The following is a 15,414-nucleotide window of genomic DNA, read 5'->3' as shown; positions in this document are numbered from 1 at the left end:
CCGGGGGGGGTTATGCGCCCGCCGGCCGCGCGGGCGTCCCCTCCCCCCGGGGGTTTTGGTGGTATGCCCCCTATTTCCCTTTCAATTTGGGTTGCAAATCGGGGTGTGGGGGCGCAGCGATCAAAGCTTCGTCCAGGCCCCGTTCTTCTTCGACGACTTCACGCAGGCTTCAATGAAGGCCATGCCTTCGACACCGTCGTGGATGGTCGGGAAAATAACGTCCTTAGCCGGCTTGCCGCCTTTGCGGCGCGCCGCGCGGATGGCGCGGGCCGCCTCCTGGTAGATGTTGGCGAAGCCTTCGAGATAGCCTTCCGGATGGCCTGACGGAACGCGGCTGACGCGCCCGGCGACGGGCAGCGCGCCGGCGCCATTTCGGGTGATCAACTGCTTCGGCTGGCCGAACGGCGTGTACCAGAGATAGTTCGGGTCGGCCTGCACCCATTCAAGCCCGCCCTTCGAGCCGTATATCCGCAGCTTCAGCCCGTTCTCGTGGCCGGGCGCCACCTGGCTTGCCCACAACATGCCCTTGGCAGGGTGCGACTTGCCGACCGGCTTGAAGCGCAGCATCACATTGACATTGTCGTCGAGTTGCCGCCCCGGCACGAAGGCGTCGAGATCGGCGGAAAGCGCATCGAGCTCAAGCCCGCAGACGAAGCGTGCCAGATTGTAGGCATGCGTGCCGATGTCGCCCAGCGCCCCGCCGGCGCCGGCCTGTTTGGGATCCGAGCGCCACGCCGCCTGCTTCTGGCCGGTGGCGGCAAGGTCCTCGGTCAGCCAATCCTGCGGATATTCCGAGTGCACGATGCGAATGTCGCCGAGCTGCCCCTTGGCCACCATCTCGCGCGCCTGCCGCACCATCGGATAGGCGGTGTAGTTGTGGGTGAGGACAAAGACCTTGCCGGTCTTTTCGACCAGTGCCGCCAGCTTCTTCGCTTCCGCCAACGTCGTCGCCAGCGGCTTGTCGCAAATGACGTGGATGCCGGCTTCGAGAAACGCCTTCGCCGCCGGCACATGCACATTGTTTGGCGTGACGATGGCCACCGCCTCGATGCCGTCCGGCCGCTTGGCCTCGGCCTTGGCCATCTCGGCGAACGAGCCGTAGCTGCGCGCCGGATCGAGCCCAAGCTCCTCGGCCGAGGCCTTGGCACGCGCCGGGTCGGATGACAGGGCACCGGCGACCAGCACGAACTCATTGTCCATGCGCGCCGCAATCCGGTGCACCGCGCCGATGAAGGCGCCTTGCCCGCCGCCGACCATGCCGTAGCGGATCGGGCCGCCTCCCGTTTCCGACTTCGATGCGCCGACCATGATTTTTCTCCCTCGTCTGAAATACCCTCCCCCTTGAGGGGAGGGTGGCCCGAAGGGCCGGGAGGGGTCGGTTCATGCCGAGCGCTACGCCCAGCGACCCCACCCCGATCCGCTGCGCGGATCGACCCTCCCCTCAAGGGGGAGGGAAAGCGGTGCTAGATTCCCATCATGGCGCGCAGCACCTTTTTATCGGTCGCGCTGCCGGCGAAGTCGTCGAATGCCTTTTCCGTCACCCTGATGATGTGATGCTGGATGAAGGGCGCGCCTTCGGCCGCGCCATCCTCGGGGTGCTTCAGGCAGCACTCCCATTCCAGAACCGCCCACGAATCGTAGTCGTATTGGGCGAGCTTGGAAAAGATGCCGCCGAAATCCACTTGGCCGTCGCCGAGTGAGCGGAAACGCCCGGCCCGGTTCGTCCAGCTCTGATAACCGGAATAGACGCCTTGCCGGCCGGTCGGATTGAACTCGGCATCCTTGGCGTGGAAGGCCTTGATCCGCTCGTGATAAATGTCGATGAATTCGAGATAGTCGAGTTGCTGCAGCAGGAAATGCGACGGGTCGTAATTGATATTGCAGCGCTTGTGGCCGCCGACCGCGTCAAGGAACATCTCGAATGTCGCACCGTCGAAGACGTCCTCGCCCGGATGGATCTCGTAGCCAACATCGACGCCATTGTCCTCATAGACGTCGAGGATCGGTTTCCAGCGCTTTCCCAATTCGGAAAACGCTTCCTCGATCAATCCCGCCGGCCGTTGCGGCCAGGGATAAAGGTAGGGAAAAGCCAGCGCTCCACAAAACGACACCGACGCCTTGAGCCCAAGGTTCTTCGAAGCCTTGGCGCCGAACTTCATCTGTTCGACCGCCCATTGCTGCCTAGCCTTCGGATTGTTGTGCACCGCAGGCGGTGCGAAGCCGTCGAACTGCGCGTCATAGGCCGGATGCACCGCCACCAACTGCCCCTGCAAATGCGTCGACAGCTCGGTGATCTCGACGCCGGCATCGCTGCAGATGCCCTTCACCTCGTCGCAATAGGCCTGGGAAGACGCCGCTTTCTCGAGGTCGAACAGCCGGCTGTCCCAGGTCGGGATCTGCACGCCCTTGTAGCCCAGCCCGGCCGCCCATCTGGTGATCGACGGCAGCGAATTGAACGGTGCGGCATCGCCCGCGAACTGCGCCAGAAACAGCCCAGGACCTTTCATTGTCGACGGCATCGGCATCCTCCCTCATTATCCACGACCAAGCATAGCGCCGATTGAAAGCAGGGCCAGCCTCTTTGGTCTTTTCTCGACAGGCGCTAGTGCGCGCCGCCATTCTGGTATTACCAAATATGCTGATTTGGTCAAGCGCCGCCGCGCGCAACCGGCGCTCCGCAAATTGCCGGCCAGCGGGCAAATATGCCAGTTTAATCAAAGAAATAATCATGGGCCGAGGCTGCCTTGCAGGATTTCTTGCCGTCCAGATGAAATTGCTGTAGACCTCTTTTCACGCCCAATTGGTCGAACCAGTTACGACGAATGCTGGAGCGCCTTGGGGAGGAACCATGCAACGCAATCTGGGGTGCGTCGCAGGCGAATTGTTACAGGCGAATTCTGGGAAGGACAGACCATGCATCTTTCAACGCACAACTGGATGCGGGCGGAACCGCTGGAAACGACGCTCAAGCGCATCAAGAAATTCGGCTATGAATCGATCGAGATTTCCGGCGAGCCCGCGCAATACAAGACCAACGAGACGCGCGCGCTCTTGAAGGAGCACGGCATCCGCTGCTGGGGGGCGGTGACGCTGATGCTGGGCGAGCGCAATCTGGCCGCCAGGGACCAGGGCCAACGCGAGCGCTCGGTGCAGTATGTCAAAGAGGTGCTGACGATGGTCAGCGAACTCGACGGCGAGATCATCACGCTCGTTCCCGCCACCGTCGGCAAGGTGGTGCCGGACGGCACCGAGGAAGAAGAATGGAAATGGGTCGTCGACGCCACCAGGGAATGCTTTACCCATGCCAGGAAAGTGGGCGTCAAGATCGCGGTCGAGCCGCTCAACCGCTTCGAGACCTACCTGTTCAACCGCGGCGCCCAGGCGCTGGCTCTGGCCGATGCGGTCAGCCCTGAATGCGGTGTCTGCCTCGACGCCTATCACCTCCACATGGAGGAGTTTAACGTCTACGATGCCATCCGGCAGGTCGGAAACCGCCTGTTCGATTTCCACGTCGCCGACAACAACCGCTTCGCCGCCGGTCTCGGACAGATCGACTGGCCGAAGATCGTCGACACCCTGAAAGAGGCCGGTTACGACGGCGCGTTGACCAACGAGTTCGTCGCCCCTGTCGACCGCACGCCGGCTGCTCCCTATCCCGACATGGTCGATCGCAACCCGGTCGACATCTCGCCGGAGCAGCTCAAATTCATCCAGGACCACGGTTCCAGCGTGCTCACGGAAAAATTCTACACCGACCAGATGCGCATCACCGCCGAAACGCTGCTGCCGCTGATCAAGTAATCGATCTCTGGAAACGAGCCTTTCCGACGGCGGCTCCTAACGCCGGCAAGGCAGAGGAAGAACATGCGCATCAAGACGGTCCAAGCCTGGTGGGTCCGCATACCGATCGAAGCCGCGCGGCAGCACCGCAGCGACTTCGGTCAGGTGACGACGTTCGACGCCGCAATCCTGCGTATCGAGACCGCCGATGGGCTGGTCGGCTGGGGCGAAGGCAAGAATGCCGCCGGCAGCACCGGCAGCTATGGCGCCCTCGTCCACATGCTGAACCACGAGGTCGGCCCGCAGCTGATCGGCTGCGATCCGGCCGACATCGGGGTGATCTGGGAGATGCTCTACAATGGCGTGCGCTACGACAGCGCCGCGCAAAACGGCCACGCCATGCCGCAATTGGCGCGGCGCGGCATCAGCGTCGCCGCAATCAGCGCCGTCGATATCGCGTTGTGGGATATTCTGGGCAAGTCGTTGGGGCTTCCGGTCTGGCGGTTGCTCGGCGGCCGCAAGCTTGACCGCATGCCGGCCTATGCTTCCGGCGGCTGGGCCTCCACCGAGGCGATCGGCGAGCAGTTGAAATCCTATATCGCCAGGGGCGGCTTCAAGGCGCTGAAGATGCGGATCGGCGCGATGGACGGCGCTCCGCACAATTCCGCCGCCCGCGTCCGCGCCGCAAGACAGGCGCTCGGCCCCGAAGTCGACCTGATGGTCGATGCGCACGGCACCTATACGGTGGCGGAAGCCAAGCGCTTCATTCATCTCGCCGGCGATCTCGATCTGGCCTGGTTCGAGGAGCCGGTCATCGCCGACGACAAATCCGGCATGGCCGAAGTGCGGGCGTCCGGCTCCATCCCGATCGCCACCGGCGAAAGCGAAGCGACGCGCTACGCCTTCCGCGACCTCGCCACGCTCAAGGCTGCCGACATCTTCCAGCCAGACCCCGCCTTCTGCGGCGGCATCAGCGAGGCGATGAAGATCGGCACCATCGCCAGCGCCTTCAATCTGCGCTTCGCGCCGCATCTGTGGGCCGGCGCGCCTTGCTTCTTTGCCGGGCTGCATGTCTGCGCTGCTTCACCGGCTAGCTTTACCGTCGAATATTCGCTCGGCGCCAATCCGATGATCCACGATCTGATCGAGGAGACTGTCGAAGCAAAGGACGGTATGATAGCGATCCCCGAGAAGCCTGGACTGGGATTCACCCTTTCGGAACGGTTCCTGGAGGCGCACGCGCTACGCGGCTGATCATGAAAGAAAAGAACCTTCTCGCGGAACTCGCCGCCTATCTGTTCTCCCACTCCGACAAGGCGACCGGCCGAACGCCGTCGGAGCGTGAACTGGCGGAGCATTTCGCCGTCAGCCGCGGCCAGATCCGCGAGGCGCTGGCCATCCTCGAAGCCATGCGCATCGTCGAGCGCCGAGCCAAGTCCGGCATCTACATCGACACCAAGCAGGCCAGCGTCGAGGCGATGGCGCTTTTTGCCAAGGCCGGCCTGCCGCTCGATCCGATCCAGATCTACGAGACCGTCGAGTTGCGCAAGATTCACGAGATCAAGGCTGCCGAGCTTGCCTGCTCGCGCGCCACCGAGGAAAATTTCGAGCGGCTGCGCGAAATCCTGAAGGCTTCGGAAGACCGTATTGCGGCGGGCGAGGGCCTCGCCAAGGAGGACCGCGAATTTCACCTTGAGATCGTGCGGGCAACCAAGAACAGCGTTTTTCACAACATATGCAGCCTCTATTACTTGATGGGCGAGCAACGCCTGCCGATCTACTTCAACGATCCCGAACGCAGCATGCGCTCGCATGCCGAGCACATCCAGATCTACGAGGCGCTGCTGCGCCGCGACGGCAATCTCGCCCAGGCGCTGATGAGCGCCCATCTGCAAGGCGCGGAAAGCTACTGGAAAGGCCTGATCGAGGGCGGCGGGGCAGAACCTAACAGCCCAGCGCTCGAACCGGTCTGACATGCACAAGATCCTGACGACACACACGCTGCATCCGCGCGCCTCCGCCATGCTGACCGGCGCCGGCGAACTCGTCGTCGCCTCCGCCCTCGATGCGGATACGCTGGCGACTGAGGCGAGGGACGCCGATATCATCATCGTACGCGCGCCGCTGCCAGCAGCGCTTTTCGAAAGGGCGACGAAGCTCCGGGCGGCAATCCGCCACGGCGCCGGGCTCGACATGGTTCCCATGGAAGCCGCCACGGCAGCCGGCGTGCTGGTGGCAAACGTGCCGGCGGTCAATGCGCGCTCGGTCGCCGAATACGTGATGTTCGCGGCGCTGGCGCTGCTGCGGCGTTTCCGCATGGTCGACCGCGACTTGCGGGCGAAGGGCTGGCTGGCCGGTCGCGATCACACCATTCTCGCCAGCGAGCTCGCCGGCAAGACGATCGGCATTGTCGGCTTCGGCGCGATCGGGCAGGCAGTCGGCCACATCGCGGCGCATGGTTTCGACCTGAAGGTGGTGGCGACGACGCGCAGCAGGAGGCCGGCGCCGGACAGGGTCAGGTTGCTGTCGATCGATGCGCTGGTCGAGCAGAGCGACATCATCGTTCTGTGCTGCCCGCTGACGCCGGAGACGCGCGGCCTGATCAACCGCGAGCGCATCGGTCGAATGAAGCCGCATGCGCTGCTGATCAACATTTCGCGCGGGCCGGTGATCGACGACGAGGCGCTGATCGAAGCGCTGCAAAGGGACCGCATCGGCGGTGCCGCGCTCGATGTCTTTGCGACGCAGCCGCTGCCGCCCAATCACCCCTATTTCGGCTTCGACAATGTCATCGTCACGCCGCACATGGCCGGCATCACCGAGCAGTCGATGATGCGCATGGGCGTCGGTTCGGCTGATGAAACCTTGCTGGTGCTGGCCAACAAATTGCCGGTCAATCTGCGCAATCCCGAAGTGCTCGAGCATTACCGGCGGCGGTTCCCGGCCGACGCCTGATGCGCCTCAACGGCCAAGCAGTGCCTCGACTTCCGCCGCGATGCGCAGGAGACGGTGGTCGTCGCCGTGGCGCGCCACCAGCATCAGCCCGGCCGGGCGCGCCATTCCCGGCATCGGCAGCGAGATCGCGCAGAGGTCGAACTGGTTGGCAACCTGCGTGTTGCGCAGCAGAAGGCCTTCCGTGCGCTCACATAGAACTTCGTCGCTGGTCATCGAGACGATGGTCGGCGCGGTGACCGGTGTGGTCGGCAGGGCCAGCACATCGATCGACGCGAGCCGCTCGTCCATGGCCGCGACAAGCGCCGTGCGGCGGCGGATTGCCCTTATATAGGCCGTGGCCGGAACGGCGGCAGCGCGTGACAACGGTTCGCTCACCCGCGGATCCACCGGTGTCGTCGCGCCAGTCGCGAGCCAATCTGCATGGACCTCGGCTCCCTCCATTGCCGCGATCGAGGCTTGCTTGGTTACCGCGCGCAAATCGGCAAGGAGGTCATCGATGGACAGATCGGCGAGGCGTGCACCCGCAAGCTCTACCGTGCGAACACATCGGTCGAACGCCGCCGAGACCTCTTCTTCCGTCTCCTCGAAGAGTACGCCGCGCGGAACGCCGATGCGCAGTCCGGCAAGCGGAAGCGAAACCAGAGCCACAGGCTCTTCGCCCGCCATCACCACGTCGGCGGCTGCACATTCGGCGACGGTGCGGGCAAGCGGGCCAATGGAGTCCAGCGTGGCCGACAGTGGGAAGACGCCATCGCACGGCACCCGACGCGCCGTCGGCTTGAAGCCGACGACACCGTTGAGCGATGCCGGAATGCGCACCGAACCGCCAGTGTCGGAGCCGATCGAGATCTCGCTCGTGCCTTCGGCAACGGAAACACCGGCGCCGGAGGATGAGCCACCCGCGATCCGGCCGGCGTCGGTCGCATTGCCGGGCGTGCCGTAATGCGGGTTGACGCCGATTGCGGTGAAGGCGAATTCGGTCATGTTGGTCTTGCCGAAGATCACCGCGCCCGCTTGCCGCAGCCGCCGCACAATGACGGCATCCCGCAGCGCCGGCGCTGCGGTGCTGAGCAACAACGAACCGGCCGTGGTCGGCTCGCCGGCGACATCGAACAGGTCCTTGATCGACAGAATTGTTCCGTCGAGCGGCCCGAGCGTCACGCCGGCTCTGCGCCTGGCATCGGCGGCGTCGGCTGCTGCTCGTGCGGCTTCCGGATAGAGTTTTACGAATACGCTTTCATTGTCGGCGCGGACGGCGAGACGCCAAAGGACGGCTTCGAGGCGGTGGCGGGCTGATTGCATGGCACAGTCTACTTTTTTATTGTCGCCCGAACAGCCCAGCACACTGACGTCAATGGCTCTAGCGATAGCCAGTCGCATCGGCTGGTTTGCCGGCGTCCTGAACCTCGGGAACGTAGCGCCACGCGTCGGGCCGCGAGCCGTCGAGATCGGTAAAGCCGTAGACCTGCGCCAGCCCGCCACTCGACAGCGACCGTCCGTTCCAGCGCGAACGGTCCGGGTCCGCCGCAAGCGCCGCCACTGCGCGCCCGATAAAGCGCGGGGTCTCGGAAATGACGAAATGCGGCACTTTTGCTGTCGCATCACGCCAGTTGTCCTCGGTCACCCCGAAAGCTTCCAACATCATTTCCGAACGCAGCCAGCCGGGTGTCAGCGAAATCGAGGTGGCGCCGTGCGGGGCAAGGTCCTTGGCATGGGCCCAGGCCATACGGGTCACCGACACTTTGGCGAGGTCATAGAACGGCGAAAGCCGATAGTGGTCTGCATTATACTCGGCTGTGCCATCGGTGACTTCGACAAGCAGGCCGCCCGGGCGCTCAATCAAAAGCGGCAGCGCGTAATGCGCGGTGATCAGATGCGTGTCGATGCCCAGCCGCAGCATGCGCAAACCATTCGTGAGATCATGCTCCCAGACCGGCTTGTTCCATTCGAACAGTTTCTCGCCGCCCCAGATGTCGTTGACCAGCACATCGAGGCGGCCCTGCTCGGCACGTATCCGGTCGACCAGCTTGCACACGTCTTCGGCAACCAGATGATCGACTTGCACAGCGATGCCATGGCCGCCTTGCGCTGAAACAAGCTCGGCCGTTTCCTCGATGGTTTCCGGGCGGGCGTATTCGGACTGATGCGTGCCCGTTGTCCGCCCGGTGACGTAGACCGTCGCGCCGGCGACACCCAGTTCGACCGCAATGCCTCTCCCCGCACCGCGCGTTGCGCCAGCGACCAAAGCGACTTTTCCCGCAAGCGACATTGAACTCTCCAGACTCGACCTATCAACGCCCTGACCAAACGCTGGCATTCTGCAAAGCCGTAATATATAAATGATCATTCGGTTATAAATGGATGTCAAGATGCCTCGGCAAAAAACGCAGTCCGACGAGCACGTCCTGGAAGCGGCGCACCGGCTGATCCACAACCATGGCCCGGAGAGCCTCACATTCGAACGGCTGTCCAAAGCTTGCGGACTTTCCGGCTCGACCCTGGTGCAGCGTTTCAAGAACAAGGCTACGCTCAGGCAAAAAACCTTGCTGCAGGCTTGGGACAGGCTGGACGAGAAGACGACAGGGCTCGCAGACACGATACAGAGGACCCCTGCTGGCGCGATCGAGTTGCTGGTGGCGCTATCGCGGGACTATGGCGGCATCGAATCCTATGCCGAGGGCCTGCTCGTCCTGCGCGAAGATCTGCGCGATCCGGTGCTTCGCGCGCGCGGGGCGTCGTGGAAGGCCTCTCTGTGCAGCATCCTCGACTCTTGCTTTGCTTCGGTCGCCAACACGCCGTCAGACATCGGCCTGCTGATGGCATCGCACTGGCAAGGTTCGCTGCTTTGGTGGAGTTTCGACCCGAAAGTCGAATTTGCATCCTATGTCGAAGACAGTCTGGGCCGTTTCGTCGTCGCAATCGCCACGGCCCGAAAACCGTAACCGATTTTCGGGCCATTTCTTGAGGCGTCCTACGTGGGACGCACCTACAGATGGCTTAGGTCGCGCTTCTCGGGCCGAGCAAGAACGCCGCCAAGGCCGCCAGCAATGTCGCGATCCCGCAATAGGCGAAAGCGCTGGCAACGCCGGCATTATCGACCAGCAGGCCGCCGAAAACCGCGCCCAGTGCAATCGCCACCTGGAATGTGGCGACCATCAGCCCGCCGGCGCTTTCTGCCTGGTCGGGAGCGGCTCGCACCAGCCACGTCTGCAGCCCGACCGGGACCGCGCCGAAGGCAAAGCCCCAGGCGGCAATCGCTATCGCCGCAACGACTGGCGAGGCGCCGATGGTCAGCAGCAGAAGCGCTGCGACCGCAATCAGCAGTGGCGCCAGGCCCACCGCGGTCTTGAGGCTGCGTTCAGCCATGAACCCGCCGGCAAAATTGCCGAAGAAGCCACCGATGCCGTAGGCGAGCAGCACAAGCGAGATCGTCTCGATGTCCAGCGCGGGCACCTTCTCGAGAAACGGGCGGACATAGGTGAAGCCGGCAAAGTGTCCCGAGGCGACCAGCAGGACCACCAGAAGCGCAACCCTGATCATCGGCCGCTTTATGACCTCCAGCAAGGTCCGAACACTTGCCACGCCCGCCGGCGGCAGCTTCGGAAGGGTGGCGATCTGCACCAGCAGCGCCAGAGCGCCGACAACAGCCGCGATCATGAAGGCGGTTCGCCATCCCCAGATGTCACCGACATAGGCGCCGACCGGGGCGGCGCAGACGGTCGCCACCGAGACGCCGGTGAGAATGATCGACATGGCGCGTGGCATCAGCCGCATCGGAACGAGCCGCATCGCCATGGCTGCCGACATCGACCAGAAGCCGCCGAGGCTGATCCCGAGCATGATGCGGGCGATCAGAAGTACGGAAAGCGAGGACGCAAACGCCGCCAGCAGGTTCGACAGGATCAGCAGCACCGTCAGCGCCCACATCACCAGCCTGCGATCCAGCCGCCTGGTGACGATGGCCATGGTCGGGGCGGCTATCGCGCCGACGACGGCGGTTGCCGTCACCGCCTGGCCGGCAGTGCCTTCCGATATGCCTAGGTCTTGCGCCAGCGGCGTCAGCAGGCTGGCGGGCAGGAATTCCGCGGTCACCAGCCCAAACACACCGAGCGCGAGCGATACGACCGCCCCCCACGCAGGCTCGGCTCGTTCGTCGGTTTCCGCGGGATCGAGAACGGCGTCCATGATGCCTGTCGCGGGTTCGGTCATGATGGAATCTCCGATCTGGTTGCAGTGCAACATCTGGCTGCAGTGCAACATAGGGAGTGACCGACTGGAGTTTCCATGCTAAAAACACCATCATGTTTGACTATTCGTCCAAAGTTCCGATCACGGGTGATCCGCTGACGGACATATTGCGTGGGTTAAGGCTCGACGGCGTCGAATACGGCCGCTGTGAAATGCAGGAGCCCTGGGGCCTCCAGTTTCCGGCCCAGACGGGGGCGCGGTTTCATTTCATCGGCCGCAAGGGATGCTGGCTACTGCAGCCGTCCGGCGAATGGGTGGAGCTCAAGGCGGGCGACGCGGTGCTGCTGCCGCGCGGCGCAGCACACGTCCTGGTGAGCGACCCGGGCATTGAGGCTTCGCCGATCCAGGGCTACAAGGTCGCCGAGGTCTGCAAGGACGTTTATTGCATGTCCAATGAAGGTCGCCGGCCGGGGACGCTGCTGTTTTTCGGCAGCATGTATTTCAATCTCGACGGTTTGCACCCATTGCTCGGCATGATGCCGGACGTGATGCGCGCGCACGAACTGGAGGCCTATGAGCCCGGCATTCCGCATCTGCTGGAGGCGATGGCCCGCGAAGTGACGATGGAGCGCGTCGGCTCAGGCGGCATTCTGGCACGGCTTGCCGATGTGCTGGCCGCCACCGTCATCCGCTCCTGGGTCGAGCGCGGCTGCGGCGACTCGTCCGGATGGATTGCGGCGGTGAGGGATCGCGAGATCGGCCGCGTGCTGGCCGCGATCCACCTCGAACCGGACCGCGACTGGACGGTGGAAACGCTGGCCAGGATGATGGGCGCCTCGCGATCAGGCTTCGCCGAACGCTTCGCGACGATCGTCGGCGAAACGCCGGCCAAATATGTCACCCAGGTGAGAATGCACCAGGCACGGCAATGGCTGGTCCGCGACCGGTTGAAGATTTCCGTCGTCGCCGCGCGCCTGGGTTATGAATCCGACGCTTCGTTCAGCCGGGCGTTCAAGCGCGTCATCGGATCGGCTCCCAGCCATTTCCGGGCCGAGGAACAGGCTGAGACCCGCCAAGCCGGCTAAACCTGGCCACAGGCTTCAAGCCGCCTAGCAATTTGTGCGCGACGCGGCTTAGCCTGCGTGACGAAGGCTTATCCCGGTACCCTTGTCGAACAGCACCACCTTGTCCGGATCCCAGGCAAAGCGCACCGGCTGCTCGATCTCGACATCGGTTCTGGCCGGCACCGTGGCCCGCAACATGGCGTCGCCGACCCGCAGCGTCAGGATCTTTTCGACGCCATGGTTCTCGACATCGTGGACGCGCGCTTCCACCGGTGCCCCGCTCTCGAGATAGAGATCCTCGGGACGAATACCGAAGACGAGCGGGCGACCGTCGGTCTCGCCGCTCGTCCTGGCCCCCCCCGCAAAAGGCAGTTCGAAATTCAGTGGTGCCATCACCGCGCGGCCGTTGACGAGCTTGCCGTCGATGAGGTTCATCGGCGGCGAGCCGACGAAGCTCGCCACATAGGTGTCGCGCGGATTGTTATAGATCTCATAGGGCGTGCCGGTCTGGACGATGCGGCCATGGTTGAGCACGCCAACCTTGTCGCCCATCGACATCGCCTCGATTTGATCGTGCGTGACGAACAGGAAGGTCTGACCAAGGTTCATTTGGATGTTCTTCAGTTCGGTGCGCAGCGCCTCGCGCAACTTGGCATCGAGCGCCGACAGCGGCTCATCCATCAGGAATACGCGCGGCTTCCTGACGATGGCGCGACCAATCGAGACGCGCTGCATCTCGCCGCCAGAGAGGCGATCCGTCTTGCGGTCGAGCAGATGCTCGATACGCAAGGTCTTGGCAACGCGGTCGACGCGCGTCTTGATCTCGTCGGGCTCGATGCGGCGGATTTTCGGCTTCAGCGGGAATTCGAGGTTCTCGCGCACCGTGTAGCGCGGATAAAGCGAATATTGCTGCAGCACCAGCGCCACATCGCGCTCGGCGGCACCCCAGTTGGCGACATCGACGCCGTCGATGAAGACCTGACCTTCGGTCGGCTTCTCCAGGCCGGCGACCATGCGCAGCGTCGTCGTCTTGCCGGCGCCGGTCTCGCCGAGCAGCACGAAGAACTCGCCGTCGGCAATGTCGAGATTGAGCCCGGCCAATGCGGTGTGATTGCCGAATGTCTTCGAGATGTTCTTGAGCTGGATATGGGCCATCAGAGTCTCACCCCCAGCGAATTGCCGCTTGCCGTGTCGAAGAAGTGCGCCTGCGCCGGGTCGAGCTTGGCGAAGACCTGGACCCCCGGCTTGCCGACGAAACCGGAACGGGTCCGGGCGCGCAGCATCTGTGCCCCGACCTTGAGGTCGACGATGTCGTAGGAGCCAAGCGGTTCGATGATGTGCGCCTCGACCGGCAGATAACCGTCCGCCGGGTCGCGCGAGACCATCACGCCTTCAGGGCGGATGCCGAGCGCAAGGCGGTCCTGCCCGACGTTCGCGGCGTCAAGCTGGCCGACCAGTTCGGCCGGGAAAACGAACCCTTCCGCGGCCCCATCGACGGTGACCCGGGCGCCGGAGCCGTTCATCGTCACCGCCGCATTGGCAACGTTCATCACCGGCGAGCCAACGAATTGCGCGACGAACAGATTGGCCGGGTGCTTATACACTTCCGATGGGCTGCCCACCTGCTGCAGAACGCCCTCATGCATAATGACGATGCGGTCGGCAAGGCTCATCGCCTCGATCTGGTCGTGGGTGACGTAGATGGTGGTCGAGCCCTGCTTGATGTGCAGCCGCTTGATCTCCGCGCGCATCTCCTCGCGCAGCTTGGCGTCGAGCGCGCCGATCGGCTCGTCCATCAGCATCGCCTTCGGCCGCCGCACCAGCGCCCGGCCGATTGCTACGCGCTGCATGTCGCCACCCGACAGGGCCGACGGCTTCTTGCCGAGCAGATCGTTGATCTGCAGCACTTTGGCGACCGAGCGCACCTCGCCGTCGATCTCCGCCTTGCTCTTGCGCATGGCCCGCAACGGAAAAGCGATGTTCTCGTAGACGCTCATATGCGGATAGAGCGAGAACGACTGGAAAACCATGGCGATGTCGCGGTCGGCAGCCTTGAGATGCTGGACCGGCTTGCCGTCGATGAGGACATCGCCGCCGTCGATCGTCTCCAGCCCGGCGATGGCGCGAAGCGTCGTCGTCTTGCCGCAGCCCGACTGGCCGAGCAGCACGATGAACTCGTTGTCGTCGATCTTGAGATTGAGGTCCTTGATGACCTGAACGGCGCCAAAGAATTTCTGGACGCCACGAAGCTCGATCTGGGTCATGCGTGACCTTTTTTTTCCGGCGCGCCGGTCGCCTGCGGCTTCTGCCTTGGACCAACCCAGCCGGTGATCATGAACGTCAGCAGCCCAACGATGATGATCGTCAGCCCGTAGCGGTGCAGGAAGAGATTCCACGGCTGGCAGAGCGCGATGATGCCGAGCACCATCACGATCTCGGCCGTGCGCTGGATTGTAGCATGGCGGATCATTTGCGGATCGCTCCAAAGGACATGCCGCGCAGGAGGTGGTTGCGCAACAGGAAGGTGAAGATGGCGACCGGCAGCAGGAACAGGAAGGTGCCGGCGGCGATGACCGTCCAGTCGGGCAGGCCGGAACCGACCTGGCTTGGAATGAACGGCGGCGCGGTCTGGGCACGGCGGTTGGTCATGATCAGCGCGAAGGCATATTCGTTCCACGCGGTGATGAAGCAGAACACGGCGGTGGCGGCGATGCCGGTGGCCGCCTCCGGCAGCACGATCTTGAAGAAGGCCTCCATGCGCGTATAGCCGTCGACGAGCGCCGCCTCCTCGTACTCCTTCGGAATTTCGTCCATGAACCCCTTCATCAGCCATACAGAGAAGCTGAGGTTGAAGGCGGTATAGAGGATGATCAGGCCCCAATGCGTGTCGTTGAGGCCAACGACCCGATACATCAGGAACATCGGGATCGCCACCACCACCGGCGGCAGCATGCGCGTCGACAGGATGAAGAAGAGCAGGTCCTGTTCCCCCTTTATCTTGAAGCGCGAGAACCCGTAAGCCGTGAAGGTGCCCATGCCGACGGCGAGGATCGTCGAGGTGATGGCGACGATCAGCGAATTCATGAAGCGGCTCGGATAGCCGGACCACTGCACCTCGCCCCTGCCCGAGCGCACCACCTTCTCGCCGCCGTCAAACACCAGCCGCTCCCACCACGGGGCGGCGGCATATTGTTCCGGCGTCGGCGCTGTGCGCAGTTGCGAGCGCTTGGTGAACAGCTTGACGAAGGGCGATATCTCCGGCTGGAAGACCACCGTCGGCGGGATGGTGGTGGCGAGGTTGCGCGGCTTGAACGCCGTCGAGGCTATCCAGTAGATCGGCGCCAGGAAGATGATCGTGACGATCAGCACGCCGACGATGGCGAGCTTGTTGAGCGAACGCTCGGCAGAGGTGGTGACAGCGGCCATG

The 15,414-nt window shown here is 63.6% G+C and carries 15 protein-coding genes; 6 read left to right on the top strand and 9 right to left on the bottom strand.

Annotation, left to right across the window (positions count from 1 at the left end; translation table 11 throughout):
• Positions 1 to 120 precede the first annotated feature (120 nt).
• Positions 121 to 1,308: a Gfo/Idh/MocA family protein gene (locus tag AC0L28_RS04325; RefSeq protein ID WP_473475746.1), complete on the bottom strand. Its 1,188-nt coding sequence runs from the start codon at positions 1,306 to 1,308 to the stop codon at positions 121 to 123.
• A gap of 155 nt (positions 1,309 to 1,463) precedes the next feature.
• Positions 1,464 to 2,519, bottom strand: a complete 1,056-nt coding sequence (locus AC0L28_RS04320) for a sugar phosphate isomerase/epimerase family protein (RefSeq protein WP_287066992.1) — start codon at positions 2,517 to 2,519, stop codon at positions 1,464 to 1,466.
• Positions 2,520 to 2,913: 394 nt separating this feature from the next.
• Between AC0L28_RS04320 and AC0L28_RS04315 the strand changes: the two genes are divergently transcribed.
• From AC0L28_RS04315 to AC0L28_RS04300, 4 genes are all read left to right on the top strand, one after another.
• Complete coding sequence (locus AC0L28_RS04315) at positions 2,914 to 3,801, top strand: sugar phosphate isomerase/epimerase family protein (protein ID WP_236393036.1); 888 nt, start codon at positions 2,914 to 2,916, stop codon at positions 3,799 to 3,801.
• 63 nt (positions 3,802 to 3,864) lie between these two features.
• Complete coding sequence (locus tag AC0L28_RS04310; RefSeq protein ID WP_027153130.1) at positions 3,865 to 5,034, top strand: mandelate racemase/muconate lactonizing enzyme family protein; 1,170 nt, start codon at positions 3,865 to 3,867, stop codon at positions 5,032 to 5,034.
• 2 nt (positions 5,035 to 5,036) lie between these two features.
• Positions 5,037 to 5,753 (top strand): FadR/GntR family transcriptional regulator, encoded by a 717-nt coding sequence (locus tag AC0L28_RS04305; RefSeq protein ID WP_473475744.1) that lies wholly within the window; start codon positions 5,037 to 5,039, stop codon positions 5,751 to 5,753.
• A gap of 1 nt (position 5,754) precedes the next feature.
• On the top strand, positions 5,755 to 6,735 hold the full coding sequence (locus AC0L28_RS04300) for a hydroxyacid dehydrogenase (protein ID WP_128248224.1): 981 nt from the start codon (positions 5,755 to 5,757) through the stop codon (positions 6,733 to 6,735).
• A gap of 6 nt (positions 6,736 to 6,741) precedes the next feature.
• On the opposite strand, the gene AC0L28_RS04295 is transcribed toward AC0L28_RS04300, so the two are convergent.
• Both AC0L28_RS04295 and AC0L28_RS04290 read right to left on the bottom strand, forming a co-directional pair.
• Positions 6,742 to 8,037: an amidase gene (locus AC0L28_RS04295; RefSeq protein ID WP_128248225.1), complete on the bottom strand. Its 1,296-nt coding sequence runs from the start codon at positions 8,035 to 8,037 to the stop codon at positions 6,742 to 6,744.
• A 58-nt stretch (positions 8,038 to 8,095) separates the two neighbouring features.
• Positions 8,096 to 9,004 (bottom strand): SDR family oxidoreductase, encoded by a 909-nt coding sequence (locus AC0L28_RS04290; protein ID WP_473475741.1) that lies wholly within the window; start codon positions 9,002 to 9,004, stop codon positions 8,096 to 8,098.
• A gap of 100 nt (positions 9,005 to 9,104) precedes the next feature.
• Here AC0L28_RS04290 and AC0L28_RS04285 point away from each other — a divergent pair, with 100 nt between their 5' ends.
• Positions 9,105 to 9,677 (top strand): TetR/AcrR family transcriptional regulator, encoded by a 573-nt coding sequence (locus AC0L28_RS04285; RefSeq protein ID WP_128248227.1) that lies wholly within the window; start codon positions 9,105 to 9,107, stop codon positions 9,675 to 9,677.
• Between the two features lie 55 nt (positions 9,678 to 9,732).
• Here the strand turns inward: AC0L28_RS04285 and AC0L28_RS04280 are convergent, their stop codons facing one another.
• Positions 9,733 to 10,944: an MFS transporter gene (locus AC0L28_RS04280; RefSeq protein ID WP_128248228.1), complete on the bottom strand. Its 1,212-nt coding sequence runs from the start codon at positions 10,942 to 10,944 to the stop codon at positions 9,733 to 9,735.
• Between the two features lie 92 nt (positions 10,945 to 11,036).
• Between AC0L28_RS04280 and AC0L28_RS04275 the strand changes: the two genes are divergently transcribed.
• Positions 11,037 to 12,008, top strand: a complete 972-nt coding sequence (locus AC0L28_RS04275; protein ID WP_128248229.1) for an AraC family transcriptional regulator — start codon at positions 11,037 to 11,039, stop codon at positions 12,006 to 12,008.
• Positions 12,009 to 12,056: 48 nt separating this feature from the next.
• Here the strand turns inward: AC0L28_RS04275 and AC0L28_RS04270 are convergent, their stop codons facing one another.
• The 4 genes from AC0L28_RS04270 to AC0L28_RS04255 are packed head-to-tail and all read right to left on the bottom strand — an operon-like array spanning position 12,057 to position 15,413.
• Positions 12,057 to 13,142, bottom strand: a complete 1,086-nt coding sequence (locus AC0L28_RS04270; RefSeq protein WP_236376048.1) for an ABC transporter ATP-binding protein — start codon at positions 13,140 to 13,142, stop codon at positions 12,057 to 12,059.
• The gene (locus tag AC0L28_RS04265) at positions 13,142 to 14,251 is read right to left on the bottom strand and encodes an ABC transporter ATP-binding protein (RefSeq protein ID WP_473475737.1); all 1,110 of its coding nucleotides are present in this window, start codon (positions 14,249 to 14,251) and stop codon (positions 13,142 to 13,144) included. Before AC0L28_RS04265 ends, AC0L28_RS04270 begins: the two co-directional genes overlap by 1 nt.
• Entirely contained in the window at positions 14,248 to 14,457 is a 210-nt protein-coding gene (locus AC0L28_RS04260; protein WP_473475735.1) for a hypothetical protein, read from the bottom strand. The genes AC0L28_RS04265 and AC0L28_RS04260 overlap by 4 nt, the downstream gene beginning before the upstream one ends.
• Positions 14,454 to 15,413, bottom strand: coding sequence for a carbohydrate ABC transporter permease (locus tag AC0L28_RS04255; protein WP_027153142.1), 960 nt, complete (start codon positions 15,411 to 15,413; stop codon positions 14,454 to 14,456). The genes AC0L28_RS04260 and AC0L28_RS04255 overlap by 4 nt, the downstream gene beginning before the upstream one ends.
• Position 15,414: the final 1 nt, after the last annotated feature.

Source organism: Mesorhizobium sp. WSM4847 (assembly GCF_055811335.1).
This window is presented reverse-complemented; position numbering and strand designations above follow the sequence as displayed.